Below are 21,766 nucleotides of genomic sequence, written 5' to 3' on the forward strand. Positions count from 1 at the left end.
CCGCATCAGGCCGCGGCATTGGACTGCAGGAACCATAAAGCCTTGTCGAGCATGCGCGAATAGTCCGTCAGCAGGTCGGCGGTGCCGGCGTCGCCCGCCTCATCGATCTTGTCGATCGCCGCGCGCACCAGATTGGCGGTCGCGGCATAGCGCTCGATCAGTGCGGCGAGATGATCGCCGACCGCGATGATGTCGGTCGGATAGGCTTTCAGCGTGGTGGCCGCGGCAGTCGTCTGCGTGGTGCCCAGCGCGATGCCGCCGAGCTGGGCGATGCGCTCGGCGACCGTGTCGACATGTTCGTCGAGATCCTTGCGGAAGCCGTCGAGCATCAAGTGGATGCCGATGAAACCCGGCCCTTTCAGGTTCCAATGCGCCTGCTTCGTCACCAGCGCGAGGTCGATTCCATCGGCGAGACGCTCATTCAGCAGGCTGATCACCTCGGTCTTGGTGTTCGAGGTCAGGTCGATCTTCGAGGCTAAGTTGATCTTGGAGACAGGCTTCTTCATGGCGATATCCTCGATGCGGTCATCTGCGGCAGGCCTGCCAGAGGAAAAGGCCTGCCAGCGGAAAAGACCTGCCCGCGGAAAAGATCTGGCAGAGGAAAAATCTGGTCGGGACCTTGGCTCAAGATACGCGCGAGGGCGCTTCGCGTTCCCCAGGTTCTCGTTCCCAGGATGGAGACGGCAGGGCGTCGCGAAAAGGGAGGGAAGGAACTGTTGCAGCGTCCACCCGTTGAGAACGTGAACGACAGGAGAATGTCCCATGACCCATCACACCGACCAAGATCGCGCCTGGACGCTGATCGACGATATCGGGCTGTGCATGCTGGTGACTCATGACGGCTCAAGTGACGAGTTGCGCTCGCGGCCGATGAGCGCCCATGCCGCCCGCGACGAGGATGCGATCTACTTCCTGACCGACGCCCGCAATCACAAGGACGACGAGGTCGAGATCAACGACAATGTCTGCCTGACCTTTGCCGACAATGGCGGCTATCGCTTTGTCTCTGTGACCGGCACGGCCAACATGCTCGACGACCGCCGCAAGATCGGCGAACTCTGGTCAATCGCTGCAAGGGCGTTCTGGGAGAGCAAGGACGATCCCAATATCCGCGTCCTGCGCGTCAGGCCGGCCATGGCCGAGTTCTGGGACAGTCCCGGCAAGATCGTCACGACAGTGAAGATGGCGGCAGCCGCGATCTCGGGCTCGAAGCCCAATCTCGGCGATAATCGCAAAGTGGTCCTCTGACCATTGCAGCAAGGGAACGCGAAGGGAACAATTGCGATGAAGTTTTTCGTCCACGCGCTCGGCGCCTGGTTCGCGGCCGAAGCAGCGGCAGGCCGCTATTCCCGCCCCGTCACCATCGGCATCGCGATGCTGGTCGCGCGGCTCGGCACGCCGACGCTGGCCCTGATGCTCGGCAGCCTCGTCTACAAGAAGCTGCACTCGGAAGGCGCGTTCGCACGGCTTCAGACCGCGCCCGCGAGGCGCCGCGCCACGCGGGGCTGAGAGCCCTCTATTTGGACATTCCAGCCCTCATCCCGAGGAGCGCGAAGCGGCGCCTCGAAGGATGCTCCAGATGGTTCGGGAGTCTCCTGAACCATCCCCCTGCGCCGTCATTCCGGCAAGCCGCGTCAGCGGCGCAGATCCGGAATCCATCGGAGGCCACCGAACTCTACGATGGATTCCGGTCTCCGCTTCGCTACGCCCGGAATGACGGCGCGGAGATGGTCAGGACAGAGCCATTGAAATCTTTGGGTTCTTTTCGGGCCTGCCTCTCAGGATGAGGGCTCGCGAAATTCCCAAAACCGGCTCAGTTGCGGCCGCCGCGCGCCACGCGCTCGATCTCGGCGCGCACCAGCCGCTCGACCATGGTCGGCAGGTTGTCGTCGAGCCAGCTCTTCAGCATCGGTTTCAGCATATCCTTTACCAGATCCTCCAACGTGCGGGCGTTGTTGGACAAAACCGTATGGGCAAGCTGGCCGAAGGCGCTGGTGACCGCCGAACTCGTCTGGTCGGAGAGCAGCTGAGCCATGTCGAAGGACGGCGCGGACGCAGCAGGCGGCGGAGCCGGAGGCGGCACGAAAGCCTGCGGCAAGACGGGTTCCGGCTCGGCTGTCGCGGCCGGTTCCGCGGCCTCGAGGAAGTCGATATCGCTGGATTCCGCCTGGGCCTCGGCCGGCGGCTCCGGTTCGGGCGCGGCGATCAGATTGGCTTCGGCCCCGAGATCGAGCACGTCGTCATCGGCGGCCGACACGGCGCTCGCGCCAGCGAGCAGCGCCTTCAATTCGTCGTCCCCGTCCGTTACGGCAGGAGGCGGCGCCTCGGCAGGCTTGGCCTCGTCATCCGAGATGATCCGACGAATGGAGGCAAGGATTTCCTCCATCGACGGTTCGCTGGGCTTCGGTTGCGCGCTCATCTTGGGTCCGGACCACTCGACACCAGGCGCGTCGATAGAATCAACGCCGCTCCAGCCTTGAGTATTTCACGCAGAGCCGCCCGGGCAAGGCGGCTTTTCAGCCGCCCACAAGAGAAATGCCCGCTGTTGTTATTCTGACTCAGCGCCCGTCCGGCGTCTGGGTGCCCCAGAGCAAGCCCTTGACCTGGTCATAATGCTTGCGCGCATCATAGGTCTCGGTCTTGAGTTTCAGCGTTTCGGACGAAAGCCGGCCGACCGCCGAAAGCACCGAATAGGAGGCGACGACACGGTCGCGCTGCGCCGTGACCAGGGTCGAGCGGGCGCTGACGAGTTCCTGCTGCGCGTTGAGCACGTCGAGCGTGGTGCGCTGGCCGACCTTGGCCTCCTCGCGCACGCCAGACAGCGCGGTCTCGGCCGCCTGCACCTGCGCTTGGGCCGCGATGATCTGCGCCTTGGCCGCCTCGAGACCGCCCCAGGCCGAAACTACCGCCGCGCGCACCGTATCGCGCTGCGTATCGACATCGATCCGGCGCTGGCCGGCCGTCTCCTTGGCCTGCCGCGTCCGCGAATAGACCTGGCCGCCCTCATAGATCGGCACGGTCAGCGTGCCGACGACGCTGGCGCTGGTCCGGTTGTCGCCGAAAAAGGTCGAATCATAACGCTGCTGGACGACGCCGCGCACGCCGAAGGTCGGGTAGAGGTCCGCCTCCGTGACCTTGACCAGCAATTCAGCGGCATCGACGCCATGCAGCGAGGCGATGATCGAGGGATGCCCGGTCAGCGCGACATTGAGCGCGGCGGGCAGCGTTTTCGGCAGCAGATTCTCGATCGGCCGTCCCGGCGCGAGCTGCTTGGGCTCGATCCCGACATTCTGGCGGAAGCGCGCGATCGAGGTCTTGAGGTTCGATTCGGCGAGAATCGCCTGCGACTGCGACGCCGACAGGCGCGCCTCGGCCTGCGCCACGTCGGTACGCGTCACTTCGCCGACCTGAAAGCGGTCGCGGGTCTGGCGCAGCTGCTCTTCCAGGACCTCAACGTTGTTGCGGTTGAGATTCAGGATCGCGGTGTCGCGCAGCACGTTCATATAGGAGGTCGCGGCATCGAGCAGGACGTTCTGCTCGGTATTGCGCAGCGTCGCGCGGGCGCCCAGCACCAGCGATTCGGCCTGGCTGACGGAGCTGCGCGTCTTGCCGCTGTCGAAGATGTTCTGGTCGACCTGCACGCCGCCGCCGCGCGGGCCGAGCCGGCTGAGCGAGTTGTTGTGAAAGCCGCTCGTCGAGTTCTTGGCGGGAATGTCGCTCTCGGTAATGCTCGCGCCGATATCGGCCGAGGCCGTGATCCTCGGCCGATAGCCGGAGAGCGCCTGCGGCACGTTCTCGTTCGTCGCCCGCAGCGAAGCGCGCTGCGAATTCAGCGTCGGGTTGCCCGAATAGGCCCGCGACAGCGCCGCATCCATGGTCTGCGCGCTGGCGCCGGCAACGCCCCCGAACAGCAAGGCGACGGCGATCAACGCCGCGGCACCGAACTCAACCGACTTCTTATCGAACTTCTGTCTTGTCACCGGACGCCTCATGTGCGGACTGCTGTCACGCCCAGGCATCGCCCCAGCCTCGGCATAATTTTAAGAATCCTACATAGCCGGAACCGAGGCACGCGCCAACGCCGGCTTGGTTGCAGAGCGGGTTTCCGCTTCGCACTGCCGCAAAAATGCGACACCTGCCGTTCAGAAAACAAAAGCCGGCGCCTTGCGGAATTCCGCCAGAATCGGCGCTGCAGCATCGAAAACCGGCCGCCCCGAAACGATTTCCCCCGATTTCTGATAGAGTTTTACCCGTGCGGCGCGCCCGAACCCCTCGACCGCTACGAGCCGGCCGCCATCGCGCAACAAAGAGAAAAGTTCATCAGGCCCGGTCTCGCAGGCGCCGCCGACCAGAATCACGTCGAAGCTGTGGTCGGCGGGGCGCTTGTTCGCCAGCGCAACCGCGCCGGCATCGGCCCGTTTCAGGGCCGGGCCGGCCAGGGCGGCAGCCTCGGCATCCGGCTCCCAGAGCGTCGCGACCGCGCCCATGCTCGCCATCACGGCTGCGCCATAGCCCGTGCCGCCGCCATATTCGAGCGCGGCCTCGCCGGGCTGCAAGGCAAGCGTCTGGATCATGCGGATCACGACCATCGGCGTCATCAGCGCCCTCCCCGTGCCGGGCAGCGGCACGGATTGGTCGAGATAGGCCAAGTATGACAGCGTATCGGGCAGGAAGGCCTCGCGCGGCACCGTATCGGCCGCCGCCAGGACGCTCCGGTCGGTGATGTCATAGGTGCGCAATTGGCAATCGACCATCATGCGGCGCAGCGCGGCGAAACTGTCCATGTCCCGAAATCTCCGTCTGCGATCAGGCCGGCGACTCGCGGCCGGCGTTGTCGAAAGCGGGCCGATACGCCATGGCCCGGGGCCCGAGCCAAGCCTATCGACCGATCCGACAGCTTTTGTTCGAGGCCGCGTCAAAAGGCAAGACTCTCAAAAGGCAAGACACGAGGAGGATATGACGCCATCGCGGCGTGACGCCACGAGGACACCGCGCCCACCGGAGTGGACCCGCATCTCATGACATCGATATGATCGGGGAAATTGGAGGCCTCGCCCGGAATCGAACCGGGGTGCAAGGATTTGCAGTCCTCTGCGTAACCACTCCGCCACGAGGCCTTCCCGATGTCCGCGCTGGCGAGACATCTTGCACGGCGTATAACCACATGCCGGGCTAGGCCGCAACCCATCCTCGCCAAGCCGCGCTGGATGACCCCAAGGCAAATTGGTGAGCCGACGTTTTCCCGCCAACTTCGTCGCAAAGGGCTTGCGCGGTCCCGGTGGCATGGGTATACGGCGGCCACTGATCCCGGATAGCTCAGCGGTAGAGCAATCGACTGTTAATCGATTGGTCGCAGGTTCGAATCCTGCTCCGGGAGCCAGTCGTCTCACATGGTGGGACGGCGGAGCGCCGCGCCTACGATATTGCCGCCATTCCTACGATCTGCCCTAGTCCGCAACGCTCCGTTACTCCTGGTTGGAGCAGCGGATCGGCTTTTAGCGCAGCCCACGCAATCAGCCCGACCATTCCATCACCTGCGGTGACTCGGGCCCATATGCGCAAATCTTTCCTTCTCCTCGCGGCGTCCTCCTCTCGAACGCCTTGAATTTATCCTTTCGATGATTCCAGATGTAATCAATGCAGAAATTTTCGACCAAAAAAGACCGAGCGTAGATTCGGCGAAAATAGAGCAGAAATACTCGTAAATACCGACTTAATAACAAAGTCGGATCACCAGAACCACTCCGCCCGAAGGCGTCTTTGAGACGTCCTATACGACAAGCTTCTCTGCGGGCTTTATTGCTCAAGAGCCCAATGAAGGGCGCCGAGCGCTGCCTTGCCTGCACAGCACCGCAAATCATCCGTTAGCTAGGCAACCTCCATATGGGCCTGGAAACCCGACCTTCGGGGATATCTCGCTGAACCTCGCCGTTCCGGTTCAGAGCCGCAGCATCGGCAGCGTTGTTAGCTGTGCTCGCATCTGATCGATGATGTAGCGACTGATCAGAACCTGGCTCGCCAGTGGGCCGTCGGCGGCGGCGAGCTGCGCCAAGGCTCCTGCGACTGTCCCCAAACCAATCCGTTCCGCCTGGGCACAGATTTCGGCAAGGCGCTGGCTGCCGGAACGACTGATAGCTCGACAGCCTGTTTCGGAGATTCCCGTTAGCTCAGTCGCTGCTTTTGCCAGAAGCGAGATGCCAGCCGGCTTGGCGTAAGGAACCGGTGCGCTGCGGGTGTGCCTCGAGTATGTTTGGAGGAAATCCGAGAAGCTGCGTTTAGGGGTTCGGGCTTCCTCGAAGTCGAGCGAGCGCACGCCATTCTCGTCGAAGAGCGCCATCGGGCGGAGTTCGAACGCGGTTCCCGTGATGGATGCTGCGACAATGACGGCACCGCTGAAGCCAGGGCGAAACGCCACAGACGCCAGGTGATCGAAGTGCGCGGGGCGATCCGGGTCGTTGCCTAGCGACACAGCAAGCCACTGCCCGCCCCGGTCCTCGAGAGGCCAGTGCAGTTGCTGGGTAAGATCGTCGAACCAGGGCCTCCCGGTTCGCCTGGGCCAAAGCACGACCGGCTCCAACGCGGCAGCGGGCGCTGCCAGGCTCCCGACAAGCCGGCTTCGCAAACGTTCGGCGAGCAAATCCCAGCGATCGAATGCGCAAGCCCAGTCGGGGGACAGCGTGCTGGCGCCGGATATGTCCGGCCGGCTCGCCGTGCTCGCCGAAAGACGGCCTGCGGGCGATCCTGCAATGCTATCGAACCGAAATTCGGCTCGCGACAGGCCGGCGAGCGTCTGCCCGCCCCAGAGAGCTTCCGAAGTAAAGGCATGTCTCGGATCGAAGAATGGGTCCTGGCCCACACCGCGCGCCAGCGATGCGGTGAACCAGCGGTCGCATGCAGGATCGTAGAAATAGGCCGTCACACCCCTCGCACCGCCTTCCGCCCGCCAGGTTTCGCCGCTAGCGCCGTAGAGGTGAAGCGGCCCAATTTCGTCATAGGCCTGACGAACCGATCCGATCAGCCCTGCACGCCGTCCGGGATCGCTGGCGACCGGCAGCGCGCGAGCGAGCGCGTCCGCGGCGGCAATGGCGCCAAGGCACGCATCGGGATCGAAGCGGAAATCTCGCGTCCGACGCTCACGCAGCATGCGCGCAATGCCGCGCAACATCGCACTCAGGCGCGGCAACGACTCAGCCCGCGAGGAGACAGAAAGGGTGAACAGCCGCTCCTCCAGCATTAGCGGCGCCAGCGCGAGGCCATTGCGGCAAGCATCTGCCAGTGCATCACGGACTTCGGTGAGGAAGGCTTCGTCCGCGCCTGCCGGTGCTTTTTCGGCTTCGGCTGAAGATTCGCTTACCATCACGCCTGCGGCCTGGCGCACCAGTATCAGCGCGGCGGCATGCAATGCCTTGCGCCGAGCAGGGGACGCTTTGGACACCATTCCCTCGATACCAAGTCCGCGAAGATACCGAACCTCGGAATCGTCCCCGCGAAGCGTGATCACCAGCGCGGTGCCCGTATCGGAGACTTCGCCGCCATGCGCTGCGATCTCCTGCGCTGCGCGCCATGCCGCGCGACCGGCGAAGCGGATCATTGCCTCTTCCGGAAGCGCTGTGATTTCGGCGATCAGGCTCGCCGCGGCATTCTCTGCCGGCGCTTCTTCTTCCTGCTGTTGGAGCAGAAGGACCGCAGCGACTCGGTGACGACAGATTCCAGGAGCCGGGCAAGTGCAACTCGCTTTGGCGGGACCGCGCGCGTCGATGCGAACCGTTTCTCCGTCCGCGGAGACGATGGCGGTCTCTCCTTCCCAGCCGCTGACCGATGCCTTTCCTTCTTCGACATCGCGCGCAGCCCGGCGAACGATACCCTTGTTAGCCAACGCGGCGAGCGCGGCTTCGTCGAACGCCATCAGGGTTGCCGCGAGGGTCATTCAATGATGCCCGCAATCCATTCGGCAAAACGGTCCGGTGTCAGCGCCGCGATCTTCATACCGGCATTGGCGAGAAGCTGAGCCGTCGCGCGATCATAATCGGGCGCGGCCTGATCATCGAGCGCGGCGAGGCCGATCAAGGTCACGCGCGCTGACGCCATCCGGCGCACTGCCGCGACCATCGGCGCAACGGGGCCTCCCTCGCAAAAATCACTCAGCAGCACGAAGATGGTCCGACTCGGCTGGGTGATCTGCTGTTCGCAATATTGGACGGCGCGGCCGATATCGGTGCCGCCGCCCAGTTGGACCGACATCAGCACTGAGACCGGATCGGCAACTTCGCTGGTCAGATCCACCACCGACGTGTCGAACACGACGAGCCGCACTTCCACCGAGGGCAGTGCGGAAAGGATCGCGGCCATCACGGCGGCATAGATCACCGATCCCAGCATCGACCCCGATTGATCGACGCACAGGATGATCCTCCAGGGAAGCTGGCGGCGCGAGCGCCCGGTGAAGCGGAGTCGATCGGCGACGATCCGTTTGCGTTCGGGATCATAGTTTTTGAGATTGTCGCGGATCGTCGCGCGCCAGTCGAAGTCCTGAAGCCGCTTGGTCCGGCTTCGGCGGAAGCGATTGCGGCGGCCGGAAAAGGCGCGGTCGATCGACGGCTTGAGCCGCCGGATCGTGTCCTCGACCACCTTGCGCGCGACTTCGCGGATCTTGTCCTGCACGGCCGGACTGGCGCGTCCCTTGAAGGCGACCAGCGCCTTCAGCAGACCGCGATTGGGCTCGAGCGAATCCAACGTCTTGGGATCGCTGAGGAGTTCGGTCAGGCCGAGCCTGTCGACTGCATGGCTCTGGAGCATTTCGAGCACCGAGTGCGGGAACAACTCTCGCACCTCGCCGATCCAGTCGAGGACGGAAAGGCGGCTGGGATCGAGGCTGCCGAACCTGGGTTTGTCCCGCCTCAAGCCGCGCTGCGCAAGTTCGCGGGCGTAGAGATAGTCGAGCGCACGGTCCATGCGCCGTTCGGCCCCATCCAGCGCCGGACCATCCAGCGCGGGATCGGCATAGCGCCCCAGCACCATCCGCCAGCGCTTGAGCTGCGGCGCATCGCCGTTCACAGCAAGCCATCCGCTTCGAGCATTTCGCGGGCTCGCGCATCGGCACGAAGATTCGATGCCACTTCGGCTTCAGGCAGATCGTGGCGGACGATCAGCGCCGCGGCGTCCCCGCCATGCCGCTCCGCAACCGAATGGGCCAACCGGTCGATCTCGCGCGGATCGAGCGCGGCAAACGCCATGCGCAGATGGGGCAACAGTTCGACAAAGCCGCCATCGTCGAGCGCCGACAGGACCTGATCCGCTGTCTCGATCAATTCGGGCACACGCCAAAGCAATTCGCGCGAGATAGCGATCACGCCGCGCAACCAGGCGATCCGGCGCGCCGTCTCGGGGTGGGCGCCACGCAACTCGCCCGAGAGTCGCGTCGCGAACTCCGCATCGTCTATCCTGCCTGCAAGCAACGCCAACGCCGCGACCGCACCCGCCAGCGCCGGATCAAGTTCGGTGTCGAGCAAGGCGGCAACCGCTTCGTCGAACAGGGCGGCGTCGAGCTCGCGAAGCGATTCATCGGCAAGTCCGGTCGCTTCGCGCAGCACCACCAATGCCTCCAGCGTCGCGGCGATACGATCCTCTCCGGCATTCGCCAGATCGGGCAGCAGGTAGAGCGCACGCCGCCATGTCGCGCCGATCAGGCGTTCAATCCTCGCGCCATTATCGAAACCCAGCGCAGTGCGGCCGTGCCACAATCCAATCAGGTCGCGCAGTGCCCCGGCAACCGAAGCCAGGTCGGCATCGCGCACGATATCGGCTTCGATCATGGGCAGCACATGCTCGGCATGAGCGGCAATGCCGGCCTGACAGGCCGCGGCAAACAGATCGATGGCGGCGCTGGCGTTGCCGCCCATTCCCTGCGCTTCGAGTGCGGCGAGGCGGCGGTTCAGCTCGGCGGCCAGCGCTTCCTCGATCGTGTCGCCGTCCGCAGCCCGCTCGATCAGCCGGGCTTCGAATAGCGGCGACCACATGACCGACCAATGTTCGATCAACCGGTCGAGATCGACGCCCGAGCGGAAATCGGGGCCGCCGGTGCGTTGCGCGAACCCCGTATCGAGGAAGACCGTGGCGTGCAGGAAGCGGCTCGCATCGCGGTGGAGCGGCTTGCGGTAGATATCGAGTTCGCGATTGCGCCGTTCGCCATCGTCGATGCGGAAACCGAGCGCGCGTGCGCGCTGCCGAACCGCTTCGACCAGCGGTGGTGAACCCGCGGAAGCCGGGACGTCGCCGATTGCGGAGCCGGTTAGGAATGCCACCAGTTCGGCCATTACCGGACTGGCATCGCCGCCTTCCTCGCCCTTCAGGAATGTCGAGCGACAGGCGTCGATCAGGTCGTCGCGCAAGGGCCCCGGTCGTCCGCGAAGCTCCGCCAGCCGATGCGCATTTTCCAGCGTCGCGACCAATATCGGCACAGCCGTCGAAACGCCGGGCAGCGCAGTGCGCAGGTGAGCAGCGAAATCTGCGATCAGGCGATGTGCGGCCTTCTCGAACGGCGCCGCTTCGCCCGCCGTCGCGGTCCGCCACAGCGCGTCGTAATAGGCCGGGAGCGGCAGACCCGCCCCGTAGCCGGTCAACGCGTTGAGCTGCCGATAGCCATAGCGGATCAGATAAGGCGGCCGCTCCGCCTTCCCGCGGAGCGGAGGCGTGATCTTCTCCAGCGCGGGCAGCGCGTCGGCCAGCGCCGGCGCGTGAAAGCCTCCGACCACGGCGAGTATCGGCCCTTTGGTCTCCCGGCGTGCCTGCGCAAGATGCTCGACCATCCGCGCCTCGCGGGCGAGCGTGCCGTCTGCCTCCATCGCCGCCGCCGCCGTGCTTTCGCGCATATGGCTGCAATAGCGCCCGACATCGCCGAAGAACCGGCGCCAGTCCGCCTCTCCGATCCTCGCCTCGAACAACTGGTCCCAGACCTCGTTGCCATCGCGGCAACCCAACCGGCAGGAGAGCGCCCGCACATAATCGCTACTGTCGAACGCCCGCTCGTCGAGCGCGAGTGGCTGCGCAGGATTGAGCGAGTCCGAATCGTCGTCACACATCGCCTTGTCGGTCGCGGGCAAATCGATGAAGCGTACCGGAACCCCGCGCGCCGCGCCTTCCTGGATCGCGACATATTCAGGGCTGTGCGCACAGAATGGGAAATAGCTCGCGCCACGAACCGACCCTTCGAGGATCGATACGATCGCGACCGGGGGCCGCGTCTCCGCGTGCGTCAGCAACGGAATCAGCGGATCATAATCGTCCGGCCCCTCGATCAGGATGGCGGCGGGGCCGATCTCGGCGATCATGGCCCGCAGATGCCAGGCACAGGACGGGCTATGGTGCCGGATCGGCGCGATATAGATGTCGCGCCCAGAATCGTGGAGCAGGATTGCCGCATGCTCGGGCATGGCGGGCCTCAGGTCAGACGCAGCGCGCGGGCCGCCTGATAGAAGTCGCGCCACGGGCCGCTCCGCGCCGAACGCTCCTTCACGACGTGATCGAGATACGCCTTGAAGCGCTTGCCGTCCTCGGGCTCGTCCTTGATGATCACGCCCTGGATCTGTCGTGCCAGATGCGCGCCGGTGAGCTTCCCATTGTCGAGGAACGCTGCCTCCAGCGCCGCGGCATGAAGCACATTCACTGCCTCCGCAGTCGACATCACCGCTTCGGGCCGAGTCAGGCTTGTGCCCTCCTTGGTGCGGCCGGTGCGCAGATCCTGGAAGGTCTGGACCAGGATGTCCGCGACATCAGCCCCCACATCGGCCTTCACCCCGGCGGGGCCGAGCCGCTCGCCTAATTGCTTGAGCACCAGTTCGAGCTCATGCGCTGGGTCGGCAATCGGATGGACCGTCTCGAAATTGAGCCGCCGTTTGAGCGCGCTCGACATCTCGTGCACGCCGCGGTCTCGCAAATTGGCGGTGCCGATGAGGTTGAATCCAGGAATAGCGCGCACGGCCTGCTCGGCGCCAAGCTCGGGAACCGCGAGCGCCTTTTCCGACAGGATCGAGATCAGCGCGTCCTGAACCTCGGGCGGGCATCGCGTAATCTCTTCGAACCTCACGATCTTGCCCATGCGCATCGCAGTCAGCACGGGCGATGGAACCAACGCCCTTTCGCTTGGTCCTTCGGCTAGCAGCAGGGCATAGTTCCAGCCGTAGCGCAGATGGTCCTCGGTGGTGCCGGCGGACCCCTGCACGACCAGCGCGGAATCATTGCTGATCGCCGCCGCCAGCAGTTCCGACAGCATCGATTTTGCCGTGCCGGGTTCCCCGACCAGCATCAGTCCCTGATTGCTCATCAGGCTGACGATCGCGCGATCGACCAGCGGATCGTCACCATAGAATTTGCGGACGATGCCCAGCTTGGTATCGCCGAGAATGAATCGCCGCACCGCTCGGGCCGACAAGGTCCAACCCCGCGGACGCAGCGAATCGTCGGCTTCCGCCAGCTTCGCTAGTTCCTCGGCGTAGCGTTCCTCCGCCGGCGTGCGCAGTGCGGTTTCGGTCACCATCCCGCCTTCTTCTCCCAAGCCGGATCAAAGCCGGTTCCGGCAGCGGCGATACGATGCAATGCTTTCCAGCTTTCGGCGAGAAGCACGGGTGGAACTTCCTTCAGTGGCACGCCATTGCCGTGCCACCCTCCGCGCCGCAGCTTCGCGAAACGCAATTGCTGGAGCGCGGCGGGAATATTCTCCTCGGGCAATGGACTGCCGGTGAACTCGATCTGCGCGACGATCTTTGCGGATTCATAGCGGCGCTCATAGGACATGAAGACTCCGCCATCCTCAGCCGCGCCGCGCACAAACCCCGCCTTGTTAGCTGTGCCGCGCAGTTTGAAGGTCTCGATCATCCAGCCCTGGCGATCGTCGATCGAGGTCTTGTCGCCGTCACCCTCGGCGAGCTTGGGCAGGTCCTCTTCGAACTGCGCGAACGGAGCGGTGACTTCATAGTCGGAGAGATGCGCCCGCCATGCCGCCGCCTCGCTCGCAGTGACCAAGCTGGAATGCGCCAGTTGTACCTGCGACATGGAGTAGATCGCGATTTCGCCGTCGTTCACGTCGCTGAGCGTGCCGTCATCGAGCGGGCGAAACAGCGAGCGCGGCGTCCCTTCGCCATCGATCGCGATCCAGACCAGCTGACGCACCAACCGCCCGACGATCGGGTGATGCAGCAAATACCGCTCCCAATCGTCGACCGACCAGCGCCGTTCAAGGCACATCGCTTCAAATAGCCGTTCCGTCTGTGCACCGACGGCCTGTTTGAGCTCCTTCCGCGCTGTGGCGACCTGCTTCTTCGCCTCGGCGATCAGCGGCTTTTCGCCTTCGTTGCGCGGGTTGGGCAGCGCCTTGGTGGGTTGCCCGGACGGGTTGAGCAACACCAGCGCATCCTGCGCGTCGAGCACCAACTGGAAGGTTCGGCCCTCGCCGCAATCCAGCTCGCATACGCCCCGCTCGTCGAGCCCGGCGGTCGGGATGGTGCGGTCGGCCAATTCCTCCGGAGTCCATCCCCGCCGTTCGGCAATGCGTTCGATCAGCGCCGCAGCATGCTCCTGCACCGTCCGGGCCTTGAAGCGGTTCGCGGTGGAAAGCACGACTTGGATCGCGGCTGGTGCCGAACTTGCGGCCAGGGCTTCGAGCAGCGCCTTGTCCTGTGAGATGCGCGCGCCATGATCCTTCAGGAAGCTCCGCACCGCCGCGGCCGCATCCGCACCCTCGGCCTGGGTGGCCAGCGCGAGCACCCCCTTGCTGTCGTTCGCGCTACCAAAATACTCGCCCATCTTGGTGCGCTTCAGCATCGCGAACAGCTTGTCGCGATCGGTCACATAATATTCCGCATATCGTGGATTTTGCCGCACTGCCTGTTGGTTCTGACTCAGCACCGACGCCACATTGGCGGCGGCATAGGCATTGCCCTCATCCTCAGTGGGTCGCCGCGTGTCATAGTCGATCCAGCTTCGCAGCACGAACAGGCTCAATCGGCGCGCGTCCCCCTTCACCAGCCGATCCATCCAGAGATCAAGCAACGCATTGCTCCCGGGCTGTTTCAGCTTGTGCGCCAGCACCACCCACCACCGCACGATCTTTGAATCGACAGCCTTTCCATCCTGCCAATGCAGGTGCGGCAACAGATCGAACGGAAACCACTCGAGGCCCTTGGTCGAAGCCTTGGCGAGCCCGGCTTCGGCATCCTTCAGCAGCCCCTTAGGATCGAAGCAGTCGGAGACGTCGTCCCCCAGCTTTTGCAGCGCGGTAATAATCGCGGCGCGCGCGATCTCGCTCTTGTCCCTTTTCAGCGCCTCGCGAAGCGCCGGGATGCCGGAAGTCGTGCGCCGCGCGGCAAGCCAATCGGCGGCGCCTGCACGAGCTTCCTGCTTGCCGTCGCCGAGCAGGTCGATGATCGCAGCATCGATGTCCGGCGCTCCACCAAGCAGGTTGCGCGCCTGCAATCGCAACGTCTTCTGCGATCCCGTGGCGATCGTCATCAGCGGGATCATGTAGCGATGCGGCACCTTGGGCAGCGTCTCGAGTAGGTCGAGCGCATTCGAGGCATGCAATCTCGGCTGATGCTTCTGGGGAGCAAGGCCAAGCGCTTCGTCGATCCCGTCAAAGGCCTCCGCAACTTGAGGCCACAACAATTCCCGGTCGACATTCGCGAGGGAGGCCTGCCACGCAACCTGCAGATACTCGATCGGAGGAAGCTTCCCACCCATCTCGACCCACAGATCGGCGGCGATCTGGAAATCCGCGCTGGTCTTGATCCGCCGTTGCAGTTCCTGCGCGCCGACATGTCCGAACCCGCCGCCGAGGATCGCCAGAAAATTCCAATGGGCATCATGGCGAGTGATCGCAATCAGGTGCCGCAGGCTGAGCTCGGGGCTCGCGTAGAACGCGGCGACACCGCTCGCATCCCATTTCACATATTGGTTCGCCCATTGGAGGGCGCGCATTCCCTGGTTCCAGTTTTGACGGCTTGTCGACTTGGCACGGCCTTCCGCAACATCGCGAAACGTCGCGAACTCCGCCTCGGAAATCAGTTGGTGCGTCCGGCTCCAATGATGCTTTTCGTTCCGGTTCGCTTCCCGCAACGCGCGCAGGTTTGCGTTATAGCTTTCGACGGAAGGGCGAAGGAGGTCATACACCGCGTTGGGCAGGCGCTTCGGTTCCGGCAGCGGTTGCCGCACTGGCAACGCGACGGTGGCCCCGTCGAGCGCGACATATCCACGCTCCCATGGCCCGGCAGCGGGCTTCGGACTTTCGCCGAGTGCCACGTTGCCCAGTGCGCGGCTGAGTGCATCCTTCGGGCGCTTCTCCGCCTCCCCTTCGTTCCAGCGTTTGAGCAGGGTGGCGGAGTCGGTGCCCAACGCACCGAGAGCCAAGGTTATGAGTTCGACCCGTATGCCAGGATTAGACTTCGAAAATTTGTCGTCGAGCGCGGCAATCAGCGCGTCGCGCGGTGCCGCCGTCAGCGCTTTCATAGCCGCCGCTCTCACCGTTTTGGCGACTGACGTTCCATATTCCACCAGAAGATCGAGATACCGTGCAGCCAGATCGAAGCGACCGATCGCATGCGCCAATTCGGCACGGCCCGGTGCATCGAGCTTCGATTGATGCTCAATTACCAGCGCGGCCTGCGAGCCAAGCCAATTGGCGACACCACCGAACATCTCGATGCTGTGCGCCGTCCCATAAGATGCGCCCGGCCCCGGGTGGAAAAGTATGTCCAACACGGCGGAGGGGTCGGCACCTCCAGCGGCCGCCAGAGAAGCAAGACGGCTCACGGAACAAAGCACCTTAGTGCGATTGTTGCTGGCGTTTCTGGATATTGAGTGGCGGAGCCAGTCAGGCGCGTTTTTCGTGCCGAACGTTCCCCAATGGCCGCGCTGCGGCAGCGGGTCGAGCGCAGCCATTGCCTGACCGAAGCGAGCCAGGACATCTAGATCCGCACCGCCGTCGGCCAGCATGTGCACTACGGGGGATGGGTCGCCGACATATCTGCCCGGCCTGCTTTTCCATGTCGAGATAGCCGCCGGAGTTCCGAGCGTGGACAGGACCGAACCACCGTCGCCAATTCCGACGAACGTCACGGTCTTGCGCATCAGCCCCGGACTTACCCGATCAAGCACCGCAAAGTGCTTCTCCAACCGCGCATCGCTGAATCCGGCCAGCGGCCCAGCGCCGAAAATCAAACTGAGCAAGCGCCGCACCAATCATCCCCCTTGATCTAGACTGTAATCGACAGCCGGAACCAAGGGCTAGCGCTATTCCGCACGGAGTGCTGTGCGCTCGCACCTGCAGTTGGCCGATCGGAGCGGAATCGACGACGAATAGTTCGCAGTTTCATTCAGCTCCGGGAGCCAGTCATTTCCACGCCTTGGTGCGATGCTGTGCCCGCGTGCGATTTTCCCCTAGGCTTACGAGCCTGTTTGATCCGGTCGGCTTGGCCCGCATTGGATCGCGAGGCTGATCGAAGGCAGGTGTAGAACAGCGACTCGTACCACGGTCACCCACCTCTTCTGAGCACTCATCGCAGAATCAGCGCCACGGCGTGAAAGACAGGCGATCTGCGGTGTATGGCAACTCTGCGCCAACTGCGACGTTGGCAGGGTGCCGAGAAGCGGACATTCGGCGACAGCATCAACCTGCGGCCGGTCGCTTAGGTCCGGCTAGACCGTGATACCGATTCCCTTCACCCGCCGATGCCCCACACAGGCATACATACGAAATGGCACCGGACTTTTGGCTGGCACTGGGGAAGCGCGTCTCAGCGACCGAACGCCTCCAAGCTACGATCTCAATTTTCAGCGGTGCGTAGCGACCTGCTGCTGTTTCGTGGACACCGAAACCGGATTTTTCATCATTCTGTGAACCCAGGTAAAGCACCTTCGACAGGCCGTGAGGCCCTAACCGTCGAAGGTAGCCTCGTGCGCTCGCTGGCGCTCAGCGAGCGGGATGAATCCAAGGGCGATCCCCCACAGTGACAGCACCGGTGCTTTAAGCCTCAAGGCATCGCCTCGAACTTCAGCTCGCTCAGCGGCACGACCTTGTCCGTGCGCGTCATCTTGAATTCGGTATCCGGGCCGAGCCATCTGTTCCAGGCCTGATTGATCTCGCCGGCTTGATCCATGGCCCGCAGCGTCTCGTTGACCTTGGCGAGCAGGGCTGGCTCGTCCTTCTTCATGCCGATTCCGATGGGCTGGAAGACCATCGGCTCCTGGATCATCTTGAGCGGAACACCCTTGGTCTGCGAGTCGTTGACGAGCTTGGTGATCGTCATGGTGTTGGCCACCATGCCGAGCGCCTTGTTCTGCTGCACGGCCATGAAAGCCGATCCGGTATCCTGGAAGGTCAGCGGATCGGAGCCGTTCATCTTGATCGAAAGCTCCGAGGTAGAACCCTTGGTCGAGGCGAGGCGCTTGCCCTTGTAGTCGGCCTTGGAGGTCGACGGATCGCTCGCCTTTACAGCCAGCATCTCCTTGGCGAGGTAGTAAGGGTCACTGAACTGGATCTGCTCCGCCCGGCCAAGCGTGTAGGCGAGGTTGGCGATCGTCAGGTCAACCCGGCCGAGTTTGACCTCCGGCACCCGCGCCTCGACGGAGAGCGGCGTGACCTTGGCGGCAACGCCCCAGCGCTTGGCAAGCGCAATGCACAGATCGACGTCGAACCCGACCATTTCACGGGTCTTCTGATCCGGCGCAGCGAAAGGTGGCACGTCCGCGAAGGTGCCGCAACGCAGCTCCTTTCGGGCCATGACGTCTGCGAGCTGATCGGCGCTGGCCGAGCTCGTTGCGATGCCAAGAGCAGCTGCGGTCAACAGGAGGCTGAGGCTCAGGATCTTCAACGTCATGTCAGATCTCCATGTGTCAGAGGCTTCGGGTCAGTGCCGCAGGTCCGAGAGGAAGCGCTGCGCGCGAGGATGCTGAGGGGCGCCAAAGAAGGCGCCGGGTTGCGCCCGCTCCAGAATGCTGCCGCCATCCATGAACCAGACGTGGTCCGCGACTTCGCGGGCAAAGCCCATCTCATGGGTCACGCACATCATGGTCATGCCGTCCGCGGCCAGGCTGCGCATCACAGCCAGAACCTCGCCGACCATCTCCGGATCGAGCGCGCTCGTCGGCTCATCGAACAGCATGGCGGGTGGCTCCATGGCCAGCGCGCGCGCGATCGCGACGCGCTGCTGCTGGCCACCCGACAATTGAGCCGGATAGGAGCCGGCCTTGGCCGCCAGGCCGACCCGATCGAGAAGCTGCATAGCCCTCTCGTGCGCGACCTCCCGCTTCGTCCCGCTGACTTTGACCGGCGACAAGGTGACATTCTCGAGCGCGGAGAGGTGCGGGAACAGATTGAAGCTCTGGAAAACGAAACCAACCCGGCTGCGCAGGCGGTTGAGATCGGAACCTCGCATCGGGCCGTGCACGTCCTGCCCGTCGAAGGTGATCGTGCCGGATCCGATCTCTTCGAGGCGATTGACGGTGCGGATCAGCGTCGACTTGCCGGAGCCCGATGGTCCGCAGACGACAACGACCTCGCCGCGTGCGACCTCGGCGTTGATCCCGACGAGAGCCTTGTAGCTCCCATAGTTCTTGTTGACGTTCGAGAAGCTGATCATGGGCGGTGCTTCCGCGGGCGGGCGATGGTCTGTCATGGCTCGACGATCAGGGATTGCGGGTGCCGGAAAACTGGCCGATCGCCGCTTTCGCGCGGGCCGGCCCGCTTGCGGGTGATGCGGCGCTCGAGCTGCAAGGCGAGCCGCGTCAGGGTCCAGCAGACCAGGTAATAGACGATCGCCAGGATGAAGAAGACCTGGAAGGGCTTGGTCAGAAGCTGGTTGTTGATCTGGTTGGCCGCGAAGGTGAGCTCCGGCACGTTGATGACGTAACCAAGCGTCGTCTCCTTGATGGTCGAGACGAACTGGCTGAGAATGCTCGGCATCATATTGTAAAGCGCTTGCGGCAGGATGACGTAGCCCATCGCGCCGAGATGGCTGTGGCCGAGCGCGCGCGCCGCCTCCATCTGCCCCCTGCCGAGCGCCACGATCCCGCCTCTCACGATCTCGCTGAGAAAGGCGCCCTCGTACACCACGAGCGTGACCAGCATCGTCACGAAGCCCGGCACATTCGCGCCGATCAGGAGCGGGACCATGAAATAGACCCACAGGATCAGCATCAGAAGCGGCACGCCGCGAGCCACATAGACGAGGATCGTCGCGGGCCAGAGCAGGAAAGGCGAGCTCGACAACCGCGCGAGCGCGATGAGAATGCTGACCGGAAAGGCGAGCGCGATGCTCAGCACCGAGAGGATCAGCGTCGCCGCGAAGCCGCCGAGCGGACCGTTTGGATACTGGCCGATCAGCAGGAGGAGCCAGTTCTCGCGGACGATGTTGACGATGTCCCACAGCATGGCTCAACGCGCTCCCGTGAGCGCCGCCCGCCGGCTCAGGATCGCGCCAGCCGCCATGATGGCGAGAGAACAGACAAGGTAGGCGATGGTCGCGATCAGGTAAGTCTCGAAGGTCCGGAAACTCAGATTCTCCACTTCCTTGACCGCATGGGTCAGCTCGGCCACTCCGATCGCCATGGCAAGGCTGCTGTTCTTGAACAGCGAGACGCTGTGATTGATGAGCGCTGGCAGCGCATTGCGCACAGCCTGCGGCATCAGCACATAGCGCATCGAGCCGATATAGCTGTGCCCCAGCGCTCGCGCCGCCTCCGCCTGTCCCGATGCGATCGACCGGAGCCCCGAGCGGAGATCCTCGCTGAAATAGGCGGCCTGACAGAGGCCGAGACCGATGATCGCGAAAGCGGCCTCGCCGCTATGCTCCGCCAGCCAGGTCTGGAGCGCATCGGGCAGCAGGCTCGATATCCCGAAATACCAGAGCATGAGCTGCACGAGTGTCGGGACGTTGCGGTGATAGGAGACATAGGCGGCAACCATCCCATCGGCGATACGGCTCGGGGTCAGCCGGATCACCAGCAGCACGAGCCCGAGACTCATCGCCAGGCACCAGGAGCCGATCGCGATGACAAAGGTCATTTCCAGGCCGCGGAGCAGCATGCGCCCGAATTCGGGGTTCAGCAGGATCGCGGCGAGATCGAACCCCTTCATGGCCGTCAGACCGTCGCGGGCGGTAGGTCAGGCCGGGCCGTGGACAAGCCGCCCGGCACCTGAAGGGTCGGGGTGATCTCCATATGGCCGATATTCACCGCGACGGGCGCGGCAATCGCGAAGGCGATCGCGTTGGCGATGTCAGAGGCCTCCGGCAGCTCGTATCCGGCGATGAAGCGCTCGCGGATCTCGGGAGTGTCGCCATGCACATGCGCGAAGATCTCGGTCGCCACCCGCCCCGGGCAGATTTCGGTGACGCGGACCCGCCGGCCGAAGGCGTCGATGCGCAATTGTCGCGACAGCATGCTGACCGCCGCCTTGGTGGCGTGATAGGTCGAGTTACCGCCGAAATTGTAGGCTGCCGCGATCGACGAGATGTTGATCACGTGGCCGCGGTCGCGCGCCACCATTCCGGGCACGACGAGCCGACACAGATGCAGAACGGCGCGCAGGTTCACGTCGACGAGGAGATCGATGTCCTCCTCGTCGGCCTCCAGGAACTTCTTCGGCCGGTCGACCCCCGCGTTGTTGACCAGGACGTCGAACGCGATCTCGCCCGTCAGGCGGGCAAGACCGGCCCGATCCGTCACGTCCAGGACGTGGGCGATGCATCCTGTGCGCCGGGCGAGGTTCTCCAGCGGCTCTGCGCTGCGGGCGACTGCATGGACCGCCAGCCCCTCGCCGCAGAGGCGCTCGACCACGGCTGCGCCGATGCCGGACGAAGCGCCGGTGACAAGGGCTGTCCTGTAATCGGAAAAGGGCATGGGCGTCCTGTTCTGGTGATGTGACGTTAGCGGAAGCGGATCGAGGCCCGCCAAGACGGATTGTCTTTGGAGAGATAAGACCTCCTTATGTTTCGTGGTGTGAGCCCGCCATCAGGCGGGATATCGGCGTGACCCGCCCACCTGCGGCCTCGACCTCCGTCCGAATGCTGCACGCCAACGCCAGGGCGCCTGGCGTGTCGCCATGCAGGAGAATGCTTTTCGGGCGCATAGGCAGCTTCTGTCCGTCATAGGTCAAAACGATGCCCTCTCGAAGCAGCAGCCGGACTCGCTCCAGCACGATCGCCTCGTCATGAATGACCGAGTTCGGCAGTTGCCGCGGAACCAGCAAGCCGGTTTCGTCATAAGCGCGATCAGCCAGAAAACTCGTTGCGACCCGCATGTCGCTTTGCGCGGCCGCGCCCTCGATGGCGCGGCTCGTCGAAGAGACGATGATCAAGCGCTTGTCGAAGCGCGCAACGGCTTCGACAAGCGGTCGCGCGACGCTGGAATCCGCCGCCGCCATGTTCCCGAGCGCGCCATGAAAGCTCATATGCGTCATGCGATGGCCGGCCGAGCGGGCGATGCCTTCGAGCGCGCCCAATTGATAGGTCACCATGGCAGCGAGTTCGGCCGCGTCGATCTGCATCGGGCGGCGGCCGAAACCCTGTCGGTCGGGAAAGCCGACATGGGCGCCGATATCCACTCCCCGGGCGAGCGCGGCCTTGACCGTCCTGTCCATGATGAGCGGGTCGCCCGCATGGAACCCACAGGCGATATTGGCGGATGACAGGACGTCCAGAAGCGCGGCGTCGTCGCCCATGGTCCAGGGGCCGTAGCCTTCGGCGAGGTCGGCGTTGAGATCGATCTGCATGGGGCTGGC

General features: G+C 64.0%; 17 protein-coding genes and 2 tRNA genes. 3 read left to right on the forward strand and 16 right to left on the reverse strand.

Annotation, left to right across the window (positions count from 1 at the left end; genetic code table 11):
* Window positions 1-5 precede the first annotated feature (5 nt).
* Complete coding sequence (dps, locus tag BHK69_RS21425; protein ID WP_069691869.1) at window positions 6-506, reverse strand: DNA starvation/stationary phase protection protein Dps; 501 nt, start codon at window positions 504-506, stop codon at window positions 6-8.
* A 256-nt stretch (window positions 507-762) separates the two neighbouring features.
* Between dps and BHK69_RS21430 the strand changes: the two genes are divergently transcribed.
* Window positions 763-1,248 carry a pyridoxamine 5'-phosphate oxidase family protein gene (locus BHK69_RS21430; protein ID WP_069691870.1) on the forward strand — a complete coding sequence of 162 codons (486 nt, stop codon included), beginning with the start codon at window positions 763-765 and terminating at the stop codon, window positions 1,246-1,248.
* A gap of 36 nt (window positions 1,249-1,284) precedes the next feature.
* Entirely contained in the window at window positions 1,285-1,509 is a 225-nt protein-coding gene (locus tag BHK69_RS21435; RefSeq protein ID WP_069691871.1) for a hypothetical protein, read from the forward strand.
* 304 nt (window positions 1,510-1,813) lie between these two features.
* Here BHK69_RS21435 and BHK69_RS21440 read toward each other — a convergent pair whose 3' ends face one another.
* From BHK69_RS21440 to BHK69_RS21455, 4 genes are all read right to left on the reverse strand, one after another.
* A complete protein-coding gene (locus BHK69_RS21440) occupies window positions 1,814-2,419 on the reverse strand; it encodes a PopZ family protein (RefSeq protein WP_069691872.1) in 606 nt (201 codons plus the stop codon).
* A 139-nt stretch (window positions 2,420-2,558) separates the two neighbouring features.
* Window positions 2,559-3,992, reverse strand: coding sequence for a TolC family outer membrane protein (locus tag BHK69_RS21445; RefSeq protein WP_069691873.1), 1,434 nt, complete (start codon window positions 3,990-3,992; stop codon window positions 2,559-2,561).
* Between the two features lie 150 nt (window positions 3,993-4,142).
* A complete protein-coding gene (locus BHK69_RS21450; protein ID WP_069691874.1) occupies window positions 4,143-4,784 on the reverse strand; it encodes a protein-L-isoaspartate O-methyltransferase family protein in 642 nt (213 codons plus the stop codon).
* A gap of 259 nt (window positions 4,785-5,043) precedes the next feature.
* Window positions 5,044-5,117: transfer RNA gene (locus BHK69_RS21455), tRNA-Cys, on the reverse strand.
* Between the two features lie 188 nt (window positions 5,118-5,305).
* Between BHK69_RS21455 and BHK69_RS21460 the strand changes: the two genes are divergently transcribed.
* Window positions 5,306-5,380, forward strand: a tRNA-Asn gene (locus BHK69_RS21460).
* Between the two features lie 558 nt (window positions 5,381-5,938).
* Here the strand turns inward: BHK69_RS21460 and BHK69_RS21465 are convergent.
* The 11 genes from BHK69_RS21465 to BHK69_RS21515 form a co-directional block, all read right to left on the reverse strand.
* Complete coding sequence (locus tag BHK69_RS21465; RefSeq protein WP_069691875.1) at window positions 5,939-7,927, reverse strand: SWIM zinc finger family protein; 1,989 nt, start codon at window positions 7,925-7,927, stop codon at window positions 5,939-5,941.
* Window positions 7,924-9,054: a VWA domain-containing protein gene (locus BHK69_RS21470; RefSeq protein WP_244548270.1), complete on the reverse strand. Its 1,131-nt coding sequence runs from the start codon at window positions 9,052-9,054 to the stop codon at window positions 7,924-7,926. The genes BHK69_RS21465 and BHK69_RS21470 overlap by 4 nt, the downstream gene beginning before the upstream one ends.
* A complete protein-coding gene (locus BHK69_RS21475; protein ID WP_069691876.1) occupies window positions 9,051-11,429 on the reverse strand; it encodes a DUF5682 family protein in 2,379 nt (792 codons plus the stop codon). Before BHK69_RS21475 ends, BHK69_RS21470 begins: the two co-directional genes overlap by 4 nt.
* 8 nt (window positions 11,430-11,437) lie before the next feature.
* On the reverse strand, window positions 11,438-12,532 hold the full coding sequence (locus tag BHK69_RS21480; protein ID WP_069691877.1) for an ATP-binding protein: 1,095 nt from the start codon (window positions 12,530-12,532) through the stop codon (window positions 11,438-11,440).
* The gene (locus BHK69_RS21485; RefSeq protein ID WP_199578966.1) at window positions 12,526-16,224 is read right to left on the reverse strand and encodes a DUF4132 domain-containing protein; all 3,699 of its coding nucleotides are present in this window, start codon (window positions 16,222-16,224) and stop codon (window positions 12,526-12,528) included. The genes BHK69_RS21480 and BHK69_RS21485 overlap by 7 nt, the downstream gene beginning before the upstream one ends.
* 794 nt (window positions 16,225-17,018) lie before the next feature.
* Window positions 17,019-17,864, reverse strand: coding sequence for an ABC transporter substrate-binding protein (locus BHK69_RS21490; protein ID WP_069691878.1), 846 nt, complete (start codon window positions 17,862-17,864; stop codon window positions 17,019-17,021).
* A gap of 30 nt (window positions 17,865-17,894) precedes the next feature.
* Complete coding sequence (locus BHK69_RS21495) at window positions 17,895-18,626, reverse strand: amino acid ABC transporter ATP-binding protein (protein ID WP_148663532.1); 732 nt, start codon at window positions 18,624-18,626, stop codon at window positions 17,895-17,897.
* Window positions 18,627-18,658: 32 nt separating this feature from the next.
* Window positions 18,659-19,417, reverse strand: a complete 759-nt coding sequence (locus BHK69_RS21500; RefSeq protein ID WP_069691880.1) for an amino acid ABC transporter permease — start codon at window positions 19,415-19,417, stop codon at window positions 18,659-18,661.
* A gap of 3 nt (window positions 19,418-19,420) precedes the next feature.
* Window positions 19,421-20,122, reverse strand: a complete 702-nt coding sequence (locus BHK69_RS21505; RefSeq protein ID WP_069691881.1) for an amino acid ABC transporter permease — start codon at window positions 20,120-20,122, stop codon at window positions 19,421-19,423.
* A gap of 5 nt (window positions 20,123-20,127) precedes the next feature.
* Entirely contained in the window at window positions 20,128-20,886 is a 759-nt protein-coding gene (locus BHK69_RS21510; protein WP_069691882.1) for an SDR family oxidoreductase, read from the reverse strand.
* 85 nt (window positions 20,887-20,971) lie between these two features.
* Window positions 20,972-21,757, reverse strand: coding sequence for a LamB/YcsF family protein (locus BHK69_RS21515; protein WP_069691883.1), 786 nt, complete (start codon window positions 21,755-21,757; stop codon window positions 20,972-20,974).
* Window positions 21,758-21,766 lie beyond the last annotated feature (9 nt).

The sequence above is a fragment of the Bosea vaviloviae genome, assembly GCF_001741865.1.
GTDB lineage: Bacteria > Pseudomonadota > Alphaproteobacteria > Rhizobiales > Beijerinckiaceae > Allobosea > Allobosea vaviloviae.